Source organism: Ruegeria sp. BI7, assembly GCF_056537925.1.
In genome coordinates this window covers 624,607-641,188 of sequence record NZ_JBQFSK010000001.1, presented here as the reverse complement: position 1 = coordinate 641,188, position 16,582 = coordinate 624,607, and the positions used below count along the sequence as shown (strand labels likewise).

The following is a 16,582-nucleotide window of genomic DNA, read 5'->3' as shown; positions in this document are numbered from 1 at the left end:
GAGAATTCCGCTCATTCCCTGTGACTGGCGGCAAAGTCGGCCGTCATCTGCTGCATAAGGTCCTGCATCTCAGGCAGTGCGCGGAGGTCGAAAATCTTCTGCCTGTGCAGATCGCAGGACAAATGATGCAGCCGGGCTGTTTCAGGATCTGACAGCAACTCGTAATAATGTTCGCGCTTGCGATCCAGGATGACATCGATCGAGCCATCTTCCTCCGCGTTTTGGTTCATCATGTTCCAATAGTCCATGCCAAGGCTTTCCCCCAGATGGTGGGCCCGCCCGCGCATTTTCTTGACCAGGTAGCTTTCACAGGACTTCAGCGCATAGTGATTGATCTGAACCAGATCATACCCAATAGAATCCCGCGCCGAGCGCCAACTGGCGCTAAAATACCGGTCCGGCATCAATTGTCCCGATCCATTGTACCAGTGACAATCTTCCATGGTCTCAACTGTCGGGCGTTTGGGTCGATGAACCCCCAGCGCACTCCAAAGTTCGCGCTGAAACATCGTTTTGAAACCCCAGGCTTGCGGTGGACGGTATTTCTGCTCTTGCGCCGCTCGTCGAAACTGGTCCGACAGGAATCGATCCTCATATCGAACGACACCAGCGTTTCCGAACAGGCGCCATGTCATCGAAATCATCTTGGCGTCCGGAACGGCATCGGTCAGCGCGCGCAGAGTGTTATCACCAGTTTTGACGTTGATATGTTCATCGGCGTCAATCACGATCACCCAATCCTGTGGGCGCGCAACTTCCATCTTCAGGAATTTTCTGTAGGCGCGTTTTTGCGGGCTGGTCTGGCGGCGAGAATTATTGTCGACGTGGGTCAGGATGCCACGCTCATCCAACCGCTTTAGCAATTCATCCGTGCCATCGGTGCAGTCATTGGTCATCACAATCATCTGGTCAACGCCAAGCGCGCGGTTATGGGCCACCCATTCCAGCACAAAAGGGCCCTCGTTCTTCATCGGGGTAACGCTGATATACCGCGGGTCCTTTTCAGACACTTATTCGCCTCATGTTTAACTGCATATTGAACTTGCGCTCGAAGTTCTGCGGTTTTCGTTCTCGCCACAGCCTAGGCTTAGTGGCTGCGACAGCCAAGAGTATTCCGGCGACGTTCTGAAAGCCTGTGCCATTCTCATCGAGTACGCGCCAACTGATTTGCAAAACGTTTATACGGCGGGAAAAGGTCATGCGCTTTTTGCAAGTAAGGTCTTGCCTTACTTTTCTTCCCGCGCCGCAACAAGATTTGCCCGGCCTCCCCCTGTATGACGGGCGTAGTTTCATCAAGGTCAGCAGCTTGAATAATCTGGTTTTGCCCTTGTTCCATGGCATTGTTCCTTATCAGGAATTTCCCCATCGCATAGATCAGAAACGGATTGCCCGGATCGCAGGCCAAAGCCTCTGCTATTGTCATTCGTGCGCGCGTTTGATCCTGATCAGCCTCGTAGAGCGTGGCCAGCCTTAGATGGTACAGCGGGTTTTCCGGCCAATCTGACGCAGTTTTGCGCATCTCATCCACGGTTTGCGAAAGAGAAAAAACATCCTGATGCCAATTCAGCATGGCCTTGGCGGCGGACACGGCTGGATCGTCACCTTCGATATTTGCCAAATTATCCAAGCTCTCGCGCAGGCGCTCTTGACGAAATGGATCGTTCGAAAACCTTCGAGCTTTTTGATCCAAGGTAAGATCAGACCAATCCAGCAGAACAAAGTCAAAATTGCAGGGCTGACGTGCCAGCACTTTATGCTGAACCAAATACAGGTTGTTAAAGGGAGGGAAGCGCCGCCGCCGCACCTCTCGCTGCAACCGCCAGTCTGTTGGCGGAAACAACCGTGCTGACACCTGACCGCGGTACAACATCCGCGACCCAAGCACCGCAACGTCAGGGCGCATGGGTTTGGCCCAAAACGCACGGGCCAAATATCGGCTGGCGGACCACCTTTTCTTTTGTGCGCCCAGAGTAGCCGCCCGAACGGCCAAAAGAACAGCATAATCCTCGGGCCAAAGATCGGAACTCTCTAACCCAATTTTGGCCAGTAGCTCGCTTTCCTTCCACTTTGAAAGGTAAAAACAGTTTATTGACTGCAAAAGCGGCATGAACGCATTGTCCGCCTTTTCCTGCAGAATCGGCTTGGCCAGATCATAGGCTTGTTCAATCCGGTCCTGCGCACAAAGATACTGCGCCGCCTTGGCATAGACATGAGCCGCCTCAGAGACATTTAGAAAGGCACCGGGCCCCTTGGCCACCCGATCAATCACGCGGTGGCTTGCCGACGAAATCTCTTCCTCTGTCAAGACATCCTTGAACACTAAACGCTGCCGTCCCGAGATGCGGGCCGCCGCCATCGAAAACGCCGAGATAAAGGGCGCAACCACCTGTTCAGCGCGTGACATCGTATACAACTCGAGAAAGTCGCGCTGCGCGCGGGGCATGCCTGTCACATCCGCAATGTCGGACATCTGCAGCAATTGCGGAAACCGTTTTTGAAACCGGGTAATCAGTTCGGGTTGGTCGGAAAACATAATGGACGTTTGTCCAGCAGTTTTCTCCAGATGCGCCTCGTACAGTTCCTCGGGTTCGATCTTGGCGGGCCAGGTTGTGTGTTTCCACGGCGAACCGTTCAGAATGTCGCCCCGTCGGATGTGATAGGCCGTCACCCCCTGCCCCGACAGCTTTTCATCCGTCCGGTCCATGATGGCGCGGATTTCGTCCGTAAAGCCGATCTGATGGATGAAATCCCGATACCGAGGGCGGATCGCTTCGATATCCTCCCAGGGAAAGGCCAGCACTTCGAACCCTTCCTCGACCACAACCGACCGGCCCGAATTGAGATGCGCGATCAGGCGGTCTGGGGTTTTATCCCCTTGAAAGGTCCAGATTGGCAAAGCCTTGTCGCTGAGTTTTTCAAACGCCTTTGCACTGAGGAATTGCGCATCCATCCAATCCTGAGCAAACAGTTCCTGCGGATGATCCAGCTCGGGTGCATCCGATCCTTTCGGAAACCAATTGACCTTGTAAGTGGTGTCAAAATCCTCGGCCAGACGAATGCAGGTCAGCATCATCAGCAGGCGCGCGCCCATGCGGTCTTTGCGCTGGCCGATGAACACTCCTTTCGCAGGCGTCATTGGGACTTCTCTGCCTCAACCAATGCGGCGCGACGCAGTATGCGGAATTTATGGCGCGCCTGACCCACCAACTTTGGGTGACGTTCGCCTGCCTGCGCCTCAATCGCGCGCATCACCATCGGCAACCGGCGCCGTGCGCGCATCATCTGATAGAAATCACCTGCCTCAAGCGATCCGTCCATAGCCTTCTGCATGACGGGCTTGAGGATACCCAGCTTGCGCAACATAGGGGCTGCAAAATGGTTCGAAAACCATGTCTTAAGCAGCATGACATTTTCACCCTTCAGCCGAGTGACCTGCTGCCGGTCAAGGTCGAAAAACGGGTCATAGAAGACATAGGCCTTATCCGCCTGCTTCACCGTCTGCGCGGCGTCACCATATGGCAGATCCCAATCCTGCACCCGCCCGAAACGATACCGCGTTTCCCACGGGACCAATCGTTCATCCAGTGACGTCTGAGGGTTAAATGCGATCACATTTGCGCCCGGGACCAATTCAGAAAAGGTCAGCGCCCCGAAGCCGCCCATCGAGGCCCCGGCAAAGACGACCTGGTCGAACTGATCGAAAAACCCTTCGGCTGCGCGGTTCTGGAAATACGTGATGATCTCTGGATCTCGATACCAGGCCTTGGTGCGCGCGAATATCCCCATATGCGACCAGCCCTCATCACGAAAGAACTTCCAACCCCAGGGTTCACGCGCAAAGGACAGGTCGTTCGCATTGGCGATATTGTCAAAACTGACAACCAGTTGCGAGGCAGAGCGTTGATGAAACAGCACCGAATGGCGTTCCAGCTTTTGCAGGAAACCGGCCCCATCTCCACCAGGATAGAGTTCGACAAACCACGGCGGTGCAGGGTCGGTCAGAATACGTTCATACCCCGTCTTGCGGTCGGGGTGATCGGGTTTCAACTGCTCTTTCGAAAGGTCGTCTGCCATGATCTTCAGATAAGATTATCCGCCAGCCAAACCCGAAAATCCACCCAGTCAGGCCGCATTTTTATCTCGGCGACCTTGGCACGGTGCCAGTCACAGGCCTTTGCGTGCAGCGCGCCCAACGTTTCGTCTGCCTTCAGCTCTGCCAACAATGGCGCCGCACGTCGTGCGATGGGCTGAATGGATTGGTCAGCTTCTTTGTTGGCATTCATGTCCTGCCAGTAGGATTGCCCCTGATCCACTTTGATATGGTTGGTCCTCCCCCGGTCGCGCTTGATCAGAAATCCGTCCAACGATCGAACCGAGTAATGATGCAGGCGCCCAAGTGAATGATCGAACCCACGCCAAGCGCGCCAACCCACCTTTTCGGCCGGAAACAGCTTGCCCCCGGCGTCAGACCAGGCAATCTCACTTTCCTTGCCTTCTTCCATACCCTTTGGGCGATGCGGGCCAAACCGGGTGAATTTGCCATTGTTGCGAAACAGGGTTTTAAGTCCAAACGCCCGGCCCGAATGGTATGGAAACTCCTGATCTCCCATCGCGAAGGTTTCGGTTACGGGCCTGTCTTCAAAACTGATATTGCCGGAACTGCCAAACAGTTTCCAAGCAAATGAAATCGCATCCACCTGCTGCCCCGCACGGTTTTCGACCTCGGTGATCAACGCGTCAAAGCTGTTGTCGCCGTGGCGGATGTTCCAGAACTCATCCACATCCAGACATAACAGCCAGTTCGCTTCCCTGACCTTGGGTTGACGCCGCGCCCGACGCAGCATCTGATGCTGTGGATTGCCCCCCTCTTTCACCTCGTTCGAGACATGGGTGGCCAACCCCAACTCCTGCAGTCGGCGGGCAATATCGTCGGTGCCATCGTCGCAATCGTTGGTGAAGATCACAAAATGATCGACCCCCAATGTTTTATGAAACGCGACCCATTCCAGCATATAGGGGCCTTCGTTCTTCATCGTGGTGAATACGGTAATGGCCTGAGGCATTAATACTTCCCGACTTGCGTTGACCTTCGTCATACACAACCCAGAAGGCGCGGGCGAGACAGGAATTGGAGTAATCAGCAATCCGGCACAAACTGGTGCAACTCTACCCCGATCCAAAGGGCTGATCGCCATGAATTAAGAAGAGAATGGTGCGGTCGAGATGCATTGAAGACTTGAACACGCATATTTCTGACCGTTTATGGCTGCTTCAAGAAGTCGTCTAACTTACTGCAAAATATAAAAATATGGTTTCATTTCGCCTCAGAGTGGTTCACTGTGCCTCACACTAAAAGGTGGACCATAGGGTGGACCAAATTCCAGCACTCAACAAGCTGTCATCATTGCAAGTGAAGAACACTCAAACCGGCTAGTGCTTGGATGGCGAGAACCTCTGGCTGCCAAAAACGACGGTGATGCTGGCAAGTAGTGCTTCGGGTTCATGTCCACAGGCTTCGCAGAGGGATGGGGTTGGGTGCTCTGTCAGCCATAGCTCTGAAGATTCACGCCAAGAAGTAGAGAAATGGCGACCCGTAGCCCGTTAAGGCAAAGACCCCATCAAAGAACAAGAACGGATACGCCGGGAAGCTGCTTAGACCGATCACGCTTTGACCGTGGTCGCGAAAGAAACCTTCAGGAAATTAGAGAGAGGCGAATACGCCAGATCTCGCATCAGATCAAATTTCGAGAAGAAGCTTACGGGTTCTTTCTCCGAGTTGTTGCCGCCAGGTAGGCACTGAGAACGGACAAAGTAGGCCAAAAGCACAAAGGTTGAACGTCTGATGAACGAGCGCGCGGATCGATTTAAATCAGCAAAATGAAAAACTCAGGGCGTTCCAATGTATTTTTTACACCAACAGCCTAGTCTCAATCACCATCCATATATGCAGTTTTTCAACCGATATTCGCCGCTCGACCTTCCGACATTTCAGCCATTTCGACGGCCTTGTCTATCAAGAACAACGCCTCCATCTTGGTTTTGGCTTTAAGCATAACTTCTTCGCTAACTTGGAAGCCAATTGGCCGACCTGAAGTGGTGTCACCGGAAATTTCTTTCAATGCCTCCGGAAGCGGAGCTCCCAACTGGTCCACGCTCAAATTAACTTGATTGTCGTAGATCACCAAGAACACGCCATTTCCCCAATAGGTCGCCACTTTACGCCCTTCCTCACTAGCTGACAGAACCGCTGTACCAGCTAAAGTCATGGCACTACGGAATTCACTGACCGTGCTCGTCTCATAGATTTGTTCGGCGCCTATACATTTCACCGCCACAAGCTTTGCAGCCATGGAGTGCATCGTTGAAAGCTGAATTACGTAGTTCTCAAATTCAGCTAACCCAATGAAACCGGGCAAATCTCCGAAACATTGCGGATCACTTAAGCGAACGTCCGGACTATTGCCAAAACACAACTCAAAATCCGCTTCAGCTTCCAGCACTTCGATTGCGGCTCTGCGTTCCGCTGCCATTCTATAGGCGTCAGACAACCTCTGCTTCAGATCAGAGAACTCAAAAGGCTTTGTAACGTAGTCCGTCGCCCCAACTCCGAATGCTTCGTCGATGTACTCTTTTTGCACCATGGCGGTCACCATGATAATAGGCGTGTAAGTGTACTCTGGTAATTTTCGCACTTCTTCGCAAAGAGTTATGCCGTTCATTTGCGGCATCTGCACATCCAGTAGCAAGCAGTCGAACGCTTCGTTAGGTCGTGACAGTATTTCAATGGCCTCTGGCCCACTTCTGGCGGTGACGACGTCTTTATAACCGAACGCGTCTAGAACTCTATCTAGCAACTCCAGGATGCTAGGATCGTCGTCTACAGCAAGTATACGCATAACTTTTCACCAACCTTTTACACCTCACCAAACGTTGGGCATTGCAGACTTCAGGCAACGGTTGGCTCGCGCATGATACACTCAGGGTTTTCTCATCCTCTCTTACGAAGGCGGCAAAACGGTGACACAAGGTGGGCTTCCTTATGTCTGTGCATTTTTTTTAACTTGCGCAATTCTTCCCGTGCGAGAGCGCATACTGAATAGCAAATCCCTCCAATTCTTGATGCCATTTTAACTTTGCTCCTATCGGCCGTCACGACTGCCTCGAAATACTATCGGATAGCGAAACCGCGCCTGATCCGGGCGAGAATTTGAAAGGAATACATAAGAGAAGCTGTATTTTTTCAAAATGTTGCCAGACATGGGGAAAAAAGTGGAACCTGCGGGAGAAAATAGAAGCCAAGAACTTTCTAAAGTTTTTGGTCAATTAGCGAAGGTAACCAAAGGAAGGGAGGAGATTTAGACACACCTATCCATCTATTCGGGCAACTACCGCATAGGGTTGTGGACTTGCTGAGTTGAATCTTGCCATAAGTGTGTCAGAAATATGAGTAAAATATGGACCGACCACTCAGGTATAAGCAGACATACCCGGTCCCGGAGGGGCTTCCGGAACTGACACCTGCTAACGGCACTTCAGGCGCACCAAATACTTTGGCGCGACTAGAAATTTTTGCTGCCAATAGCGGTCCGCCAATGCCACGTGGCAACATTGGCAATATTCGCGCGACTACACTTAATTTTCGCAATATTTCCGAGCATGGCAACCTTCTGGCAAAATACCTTGAAACCAGAAAATCAATTTTCATTGACCAGTTAAAGTGGCAAGTTGGTGAAGCTGACGGGATGGAATTTGACCAATACGACACGCCAGCCTGTCGATGGGTTGTGTTGCATGAATTCGGTGAGGTCTTAGGAGGTGTGCGACTTCTGCCCACGACTGCAGAGTGCGGGGTATACAGTTATATGCTGCGCGACGCGCAAAGAGGTATCCTTAAAGGAATACCAACTGACGTTCTATTTATTGACGCCCCGGTAAAGCGCTCTGTTTGGGAAGCATCCCGTTTCTTCGTGGCAAAGGATGTTGCATCGTCACGCAGGCTTCCGGTTCAACAGGAGTTGTTTCACCAGATGACTACTGTCGCGATGGAAGGTGGTGCAACCAGCATCCTGGGCATCGTCCCCTCAGTCTGGGCACGGTGGTCACGGCGACTGGGCATCAATGCCTCGCCTGTCGGCGCAAAGTTTTCCATCGATGGCACCTTCAGTCAGTCGGTTTTATTCAACATCCACAAGTAAATGGAACACCTCACCCACTAGATTGTCTTATTTACTCTTGGACGCCCGACGCATATTTCATTGCAACTAAGGTTGATTTTAAGACTATTGGGAAAACTCGACTGTATTGCATTTTCGTGGGGTTTCCAGAGTCGATGCTTAGACTTCCAACCGTTGTTCAATTCCGTAGTTTTGCGATCCTAGACTGCCCTTTAGCGCCAACAGATTGCCGAAAAAACAACGTTAAGAGAAAGCGACGCTAGTTCACAACAATAACTGGCAATTCGTTATTGAGGCCGTTGGCGCCAAATAAAGGTCAAGAAAAAGCCCCTTTCTACGAAGACTTTCTCCATTTTTGCCGCTGTTTCGGCCCACTCTCCTCATAAGTTTATCCCGTTATGAGGATATCGACGGTTCACCAGTTATGAGACATTCCACATTTGGCAGTGATCGGTTCCAAAGAAAATTAGAGCATCGAGCGCAAAGAAAGACCGCACTTACTGTACTGGCGGTTGATGATGATCCTGACATTTTGAAATTGCTCCAGTCAGCACTTCCTGAACTCGAAAACTGCAATGTGGCTGCAGCCAGTTCAGCTGATGAAGCGCTTGGGATGATAGAAGCAGCAGAATCCCCGTTCGACTGTCTGCTTGTTGACATTCAGATGCCTGGAACCTCAGGGATAGAGTTGCTTTCACAAATCCGAAACCTGCCGGAAAACCTGGAAACACCTGTCATAATGCTGACTGCACTGGATGACAGGCACAACATCGAGAAGGCATTTTTAGAAGGCGCGTTTGATTATGTAACTAAACCCTTCGACTTCTTTGAATTGCGCAGCCGTATGAACGCTGCTCACCTTCTGATGATAGAAAGAAGGAAAACCCAATCCTCATCGGCGTCGATAGAAAATCTTCGCAGTGAATTGGATTTCAACCAGAAATTCAATTTCAAGGATCCTTTGTCTATCGACGAGCAGGAACAATGCTTGGGGTATGTCGAATTCGATAACTATGTCGAGCAGCTTTCACGGAGGCGTCGATTTGACACCTGGGTCACCGCAATCAAATTTCGTGACGCCGAGTATCACTTTGATCTGAAGAATTTTGGTAATTTTCGGCGATCTATTTCCGACATTGGATTCTGCATTGAAAGAACAACACAGGCTGCTGGAGGAATCTATTCCTATCGCGGGAGTGGCGCATTTCTCGTTGTTACACATGGGCGGGAACGCACCCAGAATATTCCGACCGAAGCTTTCCTAAACCAAGAACTAGGGACTGTTCTCAGTAACCGCTGCGCATCTGTCCATCTTAAAGTGGTGAAAGGTACACCGGTATCGCTTCGTTCTTTTACGAAGGTTGGAGCATTCGCCTCTTTGGACATGGCTATCAAAAAAGTGAATCATCGTGAGGCCAATCTCAGAAAGGGTCTGGTTACAACCTCTTCCACATTTTCAGAGCCCACACCGCATCGCAAAGAAATGATCAACGATAGATTGTTTGATGTAGTCTTGCGTGAGCTGTACGGCGATAACACTTACCTCACTCGCCGGCAGTAAGCTAATTCTATCGCCAGGCCTGACGTCGATCAAAGGTCAGGCACTGGAGTTTAGATATCAACTTTATTCGCGAACCCGTTCGGCATTGAGGATGAGTGGGCCACTGGTACGCATGGTGAATGTCAAAACTGGCTCCGGCAATTCAGACTCTGTAATCGAAAAATTTATTCGACGGAGCACCGAAGCCATAAGTACCATGATTTCAGTTTCAGCGTACTGAGCACCAATGCAGATTCTGGGACCATCTCCAAATGGAATGTACTGACCTCGAGGTAGTGTAGATCCCAAGAACCGTTCCGGTCGATAGTGGTCAGGAGCATCCCATAGTTTTTTGTTTCTGTGCAAAGAGTAAACTGGGAAGAACAGCGCGTCACCATTTGCAATCTTTACCCCTTTGATTTCAAGGTCGGCAGTTGCGTCTCTAGCAAAGAACGCAGCTGAAGGGTAAAGCCGCAGCGTCTCTTTTACATGGGCGCGCAGGAGTGGCATTGCCTCCAGGTCAGAAAACTCCATTGGACCTTTGGGGCGAACCGACCGAATTTCTTGTCTAACCTTAGCTTGCATTTCTTGGTGCAACGCCAGCAGATAATACCCCCAGGCCAGAGCGTTGGCGGAAGTTTCATGACCAGCGACGACAAAGGTTAAAAGGTTGTCAACGGTTGTCGCTTCATCCTCGAAATCTGTTTTCAACGCCTCAATCATGAAATCGAGGAAATCCTGTGGCTCGCTGCGGCATTCAGAGCGACGCTGATCAATAACCTGTCTGGCAAGGTTCCGCATATTAGTCACCGGGGCCAGGCTGCGTAGCCAATTCTTGCGCGGCACCCACTTTGGCAAACCCATTAAATCGAAAAGAGACAAATCAGAAATGTACTCAAAATACTTGATCAGCCCCACGCGTATTTGCTCTGAACTGACTTTCTTGTTACCCGAAAAAATCACCCTGGAAATATTCGTCAACGTTGATGCAGGCGCAATTTGTGCAACATCTACGGGGCCTTCGTGTTCCGCCAATGAATCTGCAATCTCGACACCAGTCTCTGCAAAATGCCGAGCCAGAACCGGGAGGTTCCTGGCGGCGAATAGTGGAGAATACCTACGCCGCTGCTGACGCCATTTTTCCCCTTCAGAGAGTATCAACCCGTTGCCTACAGCCGATCCAATAATGTCTTTAGTGAACTTGGCTTTGGGAAACGAACGGCCCTGCCCGACAAGTAACTCGGTTATTATTTCAGGATCGCAGATATAGTGTATGTTTAAAGGCCCACGAACATAAGTTTCACGCAGAGTTTCGGCCGGGATGACTTCAAACATGTTTCGACCAGCGGACCTTGCAAACTGAAGCAGTGTCACCGGCTTTTTTGCAAGCCTAGCCGAAACAGGAGCGACAGCGCCCTGCCCCAACTTCGTAAATTCAACTGCAGCCAAACCCCAACCCTTTTAGATTTTCTCCTTCTTTATGGCACATTAAGATAAAAAAAATTGCACTTAGCAACGAGATCGTCAATTCTTGGCGCCCCAAACTGCATTTGCGCAACAAAAATTTTTCAACCTCTCACATCAGAATCTTGCGTGAAACGCCAACAATCACGGTGGCCTTCAAGGGATTAGCGCCAAACTGTGAACCCAATTCAGACCAACTAAGTCCTCATTATGCCGCTAATGGTACTGTCCAAGCGCGAAAAACGAAGACATCTAGATGACAGCCATCGACGCCAATCTGCCGGACCGGGATTCTGGTGAAACGGAAAACCGGCTTCTGCAAAACATAATAGATTATACTGCCATGAGCTTTGCGCTTCTGTGGCAGCGGCAGGCTATTTATCTGGCCACGACCATTTTGACTGCGTTCTTCTTCGATCCCGTTAACGCCATGCTGTTCTATGGGACAATCCTCATATGCGAAGCGCAAGATTTATTGCTGGCCAAACGCGTACCGCGCTTAAAGCCAGATCAGCACAAAGCAATTGGTATGATGGTTGCTTGGATTCTGTTGAACACGATCCTCAGCTCAACTGCAATCTGCCTGTATGCTGTTTCAGTTGCTTTCGCACAACCCGCCGGCGGTCACTTTACTCCAATGTTCTTCTTGTTTGCTGCGGCGTTGTTTGCTGCAATGAACAACCATCAGTTTCTGTGGGCAATGATTGTCCGTCTGACCATGTACGGCGTATCGTTCATGTTGATTGTCGTCAAAGATATCTGGACCGAACGCCCCGAGCTTTCATCTGAACTCTGGCTGCACTTCTTCACCGTTATCTTTGTAATGTACTTTCTGATTGACTGTTCGATGGTGTTTCTGAAGCTCTACCGCAGGAATTTGGAACAACTCGAAAAGCTCAAAGCAGAGCACGAAAGAACAAAAGCGGCCTACATTGCGAAAACTCAGTTCATATCGACAGTTAGCCATGAACTGCGTACGCCTCTCACTTCGATCAAGGGATCACTTGACCTAATCAACACAGGCGCATTGGGTGAAGCTCCAGAATCAATGCAAAGCCTCATTCATTTAGCAGGTAAAAACTGCGAACGGCTCGCATCCCTAATCAATGATGTGCTGGACATTCAAAAAATGGAAGCGGGCGAGATGAACTACCGTGAAGGAACTGTTGATGTACATGCGCTGATTCAGGAAGCGATTGCATGTAACATGGGATACACCAGTGCTCACAACGTAGAAATTGTAGAAGACTTAAGGGGAAACAATGATCTGTACATTAAAGGTGATGCCTCCCGCCTTCTTCAGGTGTTGGCCAACATTATCTCCAACGCAGCTAAATTCTCCCTAGATGGAGGCGAGATAACCGTCGGATGCGAGAAAGTCGGCGGGAATATTCGCCTCTTCGTCAAAGACCATGGCATCGGGATACCTGAGGGGTTCCATGACAAAGTTTTCGATTGCTTTTCCCAGATAGACTCCTCCGATGAACGTCACGCAGGCGGTACCGGACTCGGGATGCACATTTCAAAGGAAATTGTTGAGCATTTTGGCGGTACAATAGACTACAGAAGCAAACTTGGTGAAGGCACAGAGTTCTTTGTTATGTTTCCCGCGATAAGCGGGCACGAGGTAGGTTCCGCCGGAGCCGAGCACACCTCACTAACCTGCGCCGTGCAATCCAAGCAACTTTAGCCGAATCCCACTAAGCAGGTCACCATGCTTTTTCGAAGGAATCCCATGGTTTCAGAGCGGATTCTTCGCTGTAAAGTTAACGCCAAAACTACATGACCTCATGACAAGCTTGAAACCGCCTGCGGTAAAATGAGGGAGCCTGCATATTGCCAATGCAACTCCAAAAAAAGAAAATGCTGTTCCGGTCATGAGATCGGAACAGCAAACTCGTTACCAGGTACATTTCCGAAGATGCAGAAGATTCACAACTTTCGGCAAATAGGCCTACTACTTGCAGGCCGCGATACTTCAACGAACATCATAAGGGATCAGCTGTCCAAGCACCGATAATTTCTCGTGTTTTGTTCGTTTCAGTTGTTCTAATTGATGTAAACCGGAAACAAAGAAGCCAATGACCGCCGGACTGTCAAAATATTCAGCTTCTTCATCGATTCGGCGCACTCTATTTGAACTAATTCACTCAAGTTTTGACGCCCAACTCTGATTGTATGGTCGTCACAGTTCTTAAGCCCGTATTGCACGTTTATCTCTATATTCGCAGCTAATCAGCCTTCACATGTGCGGCAGCTAATTACGTTGACGCACTCATACAGCCTTTTAACCAGCAGTGGAGATTCACCCTCGATAAACAGTAGTTGGTGGAAGCCATTTATGTACTTGATCGGTTGTCGGGCACTCTACTCGACGATCGGAGGCATCAGCGCACGCGTGCAGAAGCAGCGAAAGCGACTACGTTGCGCCGATGACCAAATCACAAGCCTTTAGGTGGACCAAGATCGTTCACGCCAACATGATAAATTGAAATTACACAACGAGATGAATTATATGGTGCGGTCGAGAAGACTCGAACTTCCACGGGTGTTACCCCACAGCGACCTCAACGCTGCGCGTCTACCAATTCCGCCACGACCGCACTGCCAGTGACTTGGTAGAGGCGCATATAGACGCAGATGATCAGGATGTGAAGAGACAAAAACACGCCAGTTTGAATTCCTCGCCTGCATTCATATCTGTATCGTCAACGTATCCTTCATCTTCCGCTCAGGAGTCTAAACATGACTGCCGCAGATCCCCGCCCCGTGCTTCAGATCGACATCATTTCAGACGTCGTCTGCCCCTGGTGTATCGTCGGATTTCAACAGCTTGATCTGGCTCTGAAGCAGGAAAATGTTCTGGCGCGCCTTAGATGGCATCCGTTTGAACTGAACCCCAATATGCCGCCCGATGGTCAGAACCTACGCGAGCATATCATGGAGAAATACGGCTCGACCGCAGAACAAAGCCAACAGAATCGAGATCGGCTGACGCAGCTTGGAGTCGAACTGGGGTTTGCGTTCAATTTCAATGAAGAAAGCCGAATGGTGAACACCTTTGCGGCCCACCAACTGTTGGACTGGGCCGAAGCTCAGGGCCGCCAGCATCCGCTGAAACTTGCCCTGTTCAAGGCGTATTTCACCGACCAGAAGGATGTGTCGAAGATTGATGTGTTGCTTGAAGCAGTTGCAGAGGCCGGTCTGCCCGTTGATGCGGCGCGATCTGCGCTGGAATCCGGTGCGCATGTCGCCGCAGTACGTAAGAAGCAAGAGTTCTGGACCAGCCGAGGTATTTCCGGTGTCCCGTCAATGGTGTTCGGCGGCAAATATCTGGTGACCGGAGCGCAGGGCACGGACACCTATGCCCAGATTCTGCAAAGGTGCCTGGCCGAGGCCGCCTGACCCCTTCCCCTTGCCGCACCTGCGCGATATGGAACCGCCATGGAATGGAAGATCACCGACGGGTTAACCGATTACACTGAAGCCGTCGCTTTTATGGAGGCGCGCGTCGCGGCCATCGCTGCGGGCGAGGCGGACGAGTGTGTCTGGCTGCTGGAACACCCGCCGCTCTATACGGCAGGCACCTCGGCCCGGTCCGAGGATCTGACGGATCCAGATCGCTTTCCCGTCTACGAAGCCAAGCGTGGTGGAGAGTATACTTATCACGGCCCCGGTCAGCGCGTGGCTTATGTCATGCTGGACCTGAACAAACGCGGCAAGGATGTGCGGGGCTTTGTCAAAAAGCTTGAGACTTGGGTGATCGCAGCCTTGGCCGAGTTCAACGTTAAAGGCGAAATTCGCGACGGCCGTGTCGGCGTGTGGGTGCAACGTGATGACAAGCCGCTTACGGTGACCGGCCAGCCAGCCGAAGACAAGATCGCGGCCATTGGATTGCGCCTGCGCAAATGGGTCAGCTTTCACGGTATCTCAATCAATGTTGAACCTGATCTTGAGCATTTTTCCGGCATCGTCCCCTGTGGAATCAGCGAGCATGGTGTGACGTCTCTGGTCGATCTAGGCTTGCCTGTAACGATGGCCGACGTGGACGCTGCCTTGCAAAAAACCTTTGCGGATAGTTTCGAAACGGCCATCGCATAGCCTGAATTCGAATCGCCAAACGCGGCAAGGCGAATTGACAATTTCCCCTCAGAATTCCCTTTGTTTCCGAACCCGTATGCAATCTGCCATTTAGCCCGTTAATTTTGAGTTTATTTGGCGGAAAGCTCACTCAGAACGATACAAATTGCGCGTTAACGGGTAGTCTAACTTTACCGTTCTAGAGTGAGTGGTGTGTTAAACCGGTGATCCCGGAAAACCTGGGTGTCGGAAAAAGTGTTTGTTTACGAGTCTGCCGTTCCGACCCCAAAATCGGAACGGCAATTCCTTTTCAGGACCCTTGCAAATTGTCATGTCCAAACCGGGGCAATGCTGCATGCGTTTTGCCCGCGCGCTCTAACTCCAATGTGACATGCCCGATTGCGAACCGCGACCTCAGGGTTTCTTTCACTAACAGTCTTATGGTTTCCGCGTCTGTCCAGCTTTGGGCGTCGATCTCAAGATGCGCGGTCAGGGCTGGTTCCTGCTCCTGCATGCTCCAAAGGTGGATATGGTGGACACCGGCCACTCCTTCAGTGGCTTCGATCGCGGTGGCCACATCCTCTGGCGACAGATTGGGCGGCGCGCCCAGCATCAGCACCCGGATCGTTTCTCCGATCTCAGATTTCACGTGCCACAGGATGTAGACCGAGATCAGGATCGTCACCGCAGGGTCGACCCAGGTCCAGCCAAACAGTATGACGGCCGCACCTGCGACAATGACGGCAACCGATCCAAGGGCGTCAGCGACATTGTGGATAAAGGCCGCACGGATGTTCATGCTGTCCTTCGACATCGAATAGGTCAGCGCAGCGGTGATAAGGTCGACGACCAAGGCAAGCGCGGCGATCCAGACAACCATCCAGCCGTTGACAGGCTCGGGCTGGAAAAACCGCATGACACCTTCGTACAACAGATACACCGACAACACGATCAGTGTGGTGTAATTGACCAGCGCTGCGACCACCTCAGCCCGGCCATAGCCAAAACTCATACGCGGATCGGCGGGGCGACGGGCAATCTTGCGCGCGAAAAAAGCGATGATCAGCGCGATAGCGTCCGAAAAATTGTGCAATGCGTCTGCAATCAGTGCCAGTGACCCTGAAAGGATGCCGCCGATGACTTGCGCCAGGGTCAGCAGCATGTTCACCCCTATCGCCCCTGCGACGCGCATATCGCCTGCGTCCGGGTCGATATGGTGATGGTTATGTCCCTCGTGGCCGTGATGATGTGCCATGGTGCCGGTGTTCCTTGTTTTGGCTGCACAGCACATGTAATTCCTCTAGTCACTAGAGGTTCAAGAGAG

General features: G+C 51.3%; 12 protein-coding genes and 1 tRNA gene. 5 read left to right on the top strand and 8 right to left on the bottom strand.

The genetic code is table 11. The features are described 5' to 3' along the window. Window positions 1–11: 11 nt before the first annotated feature. The 5 genes from ACR0JB_RS03235 to ACR0JB_RS03215 all read right to left on the bottom strand — a co-directional run bounded on the left by ACR0JB_RS03235 (window position 12) and on the right by ACR0JB_RS03215 (window position 6,896). Entirely contained in the window at window positions 12–1,010 is a 999-nt protein-coding gene (locus ACR0JB_RS03235; protein ID WP_368039712.1) for a glycosyltransferase family 2 protein, read from the bottom strand. A 134-nt stretch (window positions 1,011–1,144) separates the two neighbouring features. Next, window positions 1,145–3,136, bottom strand: a complete 1,992-nt coding sequence (locus ACR0JB_RS03230) for a hypothetical protein (protein WP_170357926.1) — start codon at window positions 3,134–3,136, stop codon at window positions 1,145–1,147. Continuing rightward, window positions 3,133–4,074, bottom strand: a complete 942-nt coding sequence (locus tag ACR0JB_RS03225; RefSeq protein WP_480789676.1) for a hypothetical protein — start codon at window positions 4,072–4,074, stop codon at window positions 3,133–3,135. Before ACR0JB_RS03225 ends, ACR0JB_RS03230 begins: the two co-directional genes overlap by 4 nt. A 5-nt stretch (window positions 4,075–4,079) precedes the next feature. Continuing rightward, window positions 4,080–5,063, bottom strand: coding sequence for a glycosyltransferase family 2 protein (locus ACR0JB_RS03220; protein ID WP_480789675.1), 984 nt, complete (start codon window positions 5,061–5,063; stop codon window positions 4,080–4,082). A gap of 891 nt (window positions 5,064–5,954) precedes the next feature. After that, entirely contained in the window at window positions 5,955–6,896 is a 942-nt protein-coding gene (locus tag ACR0JB_RS03215; protein ID WP_170393615.1) for a response regulator, read from the bottom strand. A 558-nt stretch (window positions 6,897–7,454) separates the two neighbouring features. Between ACR0JB_RS03215 and ACR0JB_RS03210 the strand changes: the two genes are divergently transcribed. Then, complete coding sequence (locus tag ACR0JB_RS03210) at window positions 7,455–8,195, top strand: acyl-homoserine-lactone synthase (protein WP_254437318.1); 741 nt, start codon at window positions 7,455–7,457, stop codon at window positions 8,193–8,195. A gap of 403 nt (window positions 8,196–8,598) precedes the next feature. Next, window positions 8,599–9,735: a response regulator gene (locus ACR0JB_RS03205; RefSeq protein ID WP_170393613.1), complete on the top strand. Its 1,137-nt coding sequence runs from the start codon at window positions 8,599–8,601 to the stop codon at window positions 9,733–9,735. A gap of 63 nt (window positions 9,736–9,798) precedes the next feature. On the opposite strand, the gene ACR0JB_RS03200 is transcribed toward ACR0JB_RS03205, so the two are convergent. After that, complete coding sequence (locus ACR0JB_RS03200; protein ID WP_480789674.1) at window positions 9,799–11,049, bottom strand: cytochrome P450; 1,251 nt, start codon at window positions 11,047–11,049, stop codon at window positions 9,799–9,801. A gap of 385 nt (window positions 11,050–11,434) precedes the next feature. Between ACR0JB_RS03200 and ACR0JB_RS03195 the strand changes: the two genes are divergently transcribed. Continuing rightward, window positions 11,435–12,868 (top strand): sensor histidine kinase, encoded by a 1,434-nt coding sequence (locus ACR0JB_RS03195; protein ID WP_170393609.1) that lies wholly within the window; start codon window positions 11,435–11,437, stop codon window positions 12,866–12,868. 826 nt (window positions 12,869–13,694) lie between these two features. On the opposite strand, the gene ACR0JB_RS03190 is transcribed toward ACR0JB_RS03195, so the two are convergent. After that, window positions 13,695–13,781, bottom strand: a tRNA-Leu gene (locus ACR0JB_RS03190). Between the two features lie 142 nt (window positions 13,782–13,923). On the opposite strand from ACR0JB_RS03190, the gene ACR0JB_RS03185 reads away from it, so the two are divergent. Together ACR0JB_RS03185 and lipB are read left to right on the top strand one after the other, a co-directional pair. Beyond that, entirely contained in the window at window positions 13,924–14,583 is a 660-nt protein-coding gene (locus ACR0JB_RS03185) for a DsbA family oxidoreductase (protein WP_170393607.1), read from the top strand. 39 nt (window positions 14,584–14,622) lie between these two features. Next, window positions 14,623–15,279: a lipoyl(octanoyl) transferase LipB gene (lipB, locus tag ACR0JB_RS03180; RefSeq protein ID WP_170374827.1), complete on the top strand. Its 657-nt coding sequence runs from the start codon at window positions 14,623–14,625 to the stop codon at window positions 15,277–15,279. A gap of 289 nt (window positions 15,280–15,568) precedes the next feature. On the opposite strand, the gene ACR0JB_RS03175 is transcribed toward lipB, so the two are convergent. Next, window positions 15,569–16,513, bottom strand: a complete 945-nt coding sequence (locus ACR0JB_RS03175) for a cation diffusion facilitator family transporter (RefSeq protein WP_170374825.1) — start codon at window positions 16,511–16,513, stop codon at window positions 15,569–15,571. Window positions 16,514–16,582: the final 69 nt, after the last annotated feature.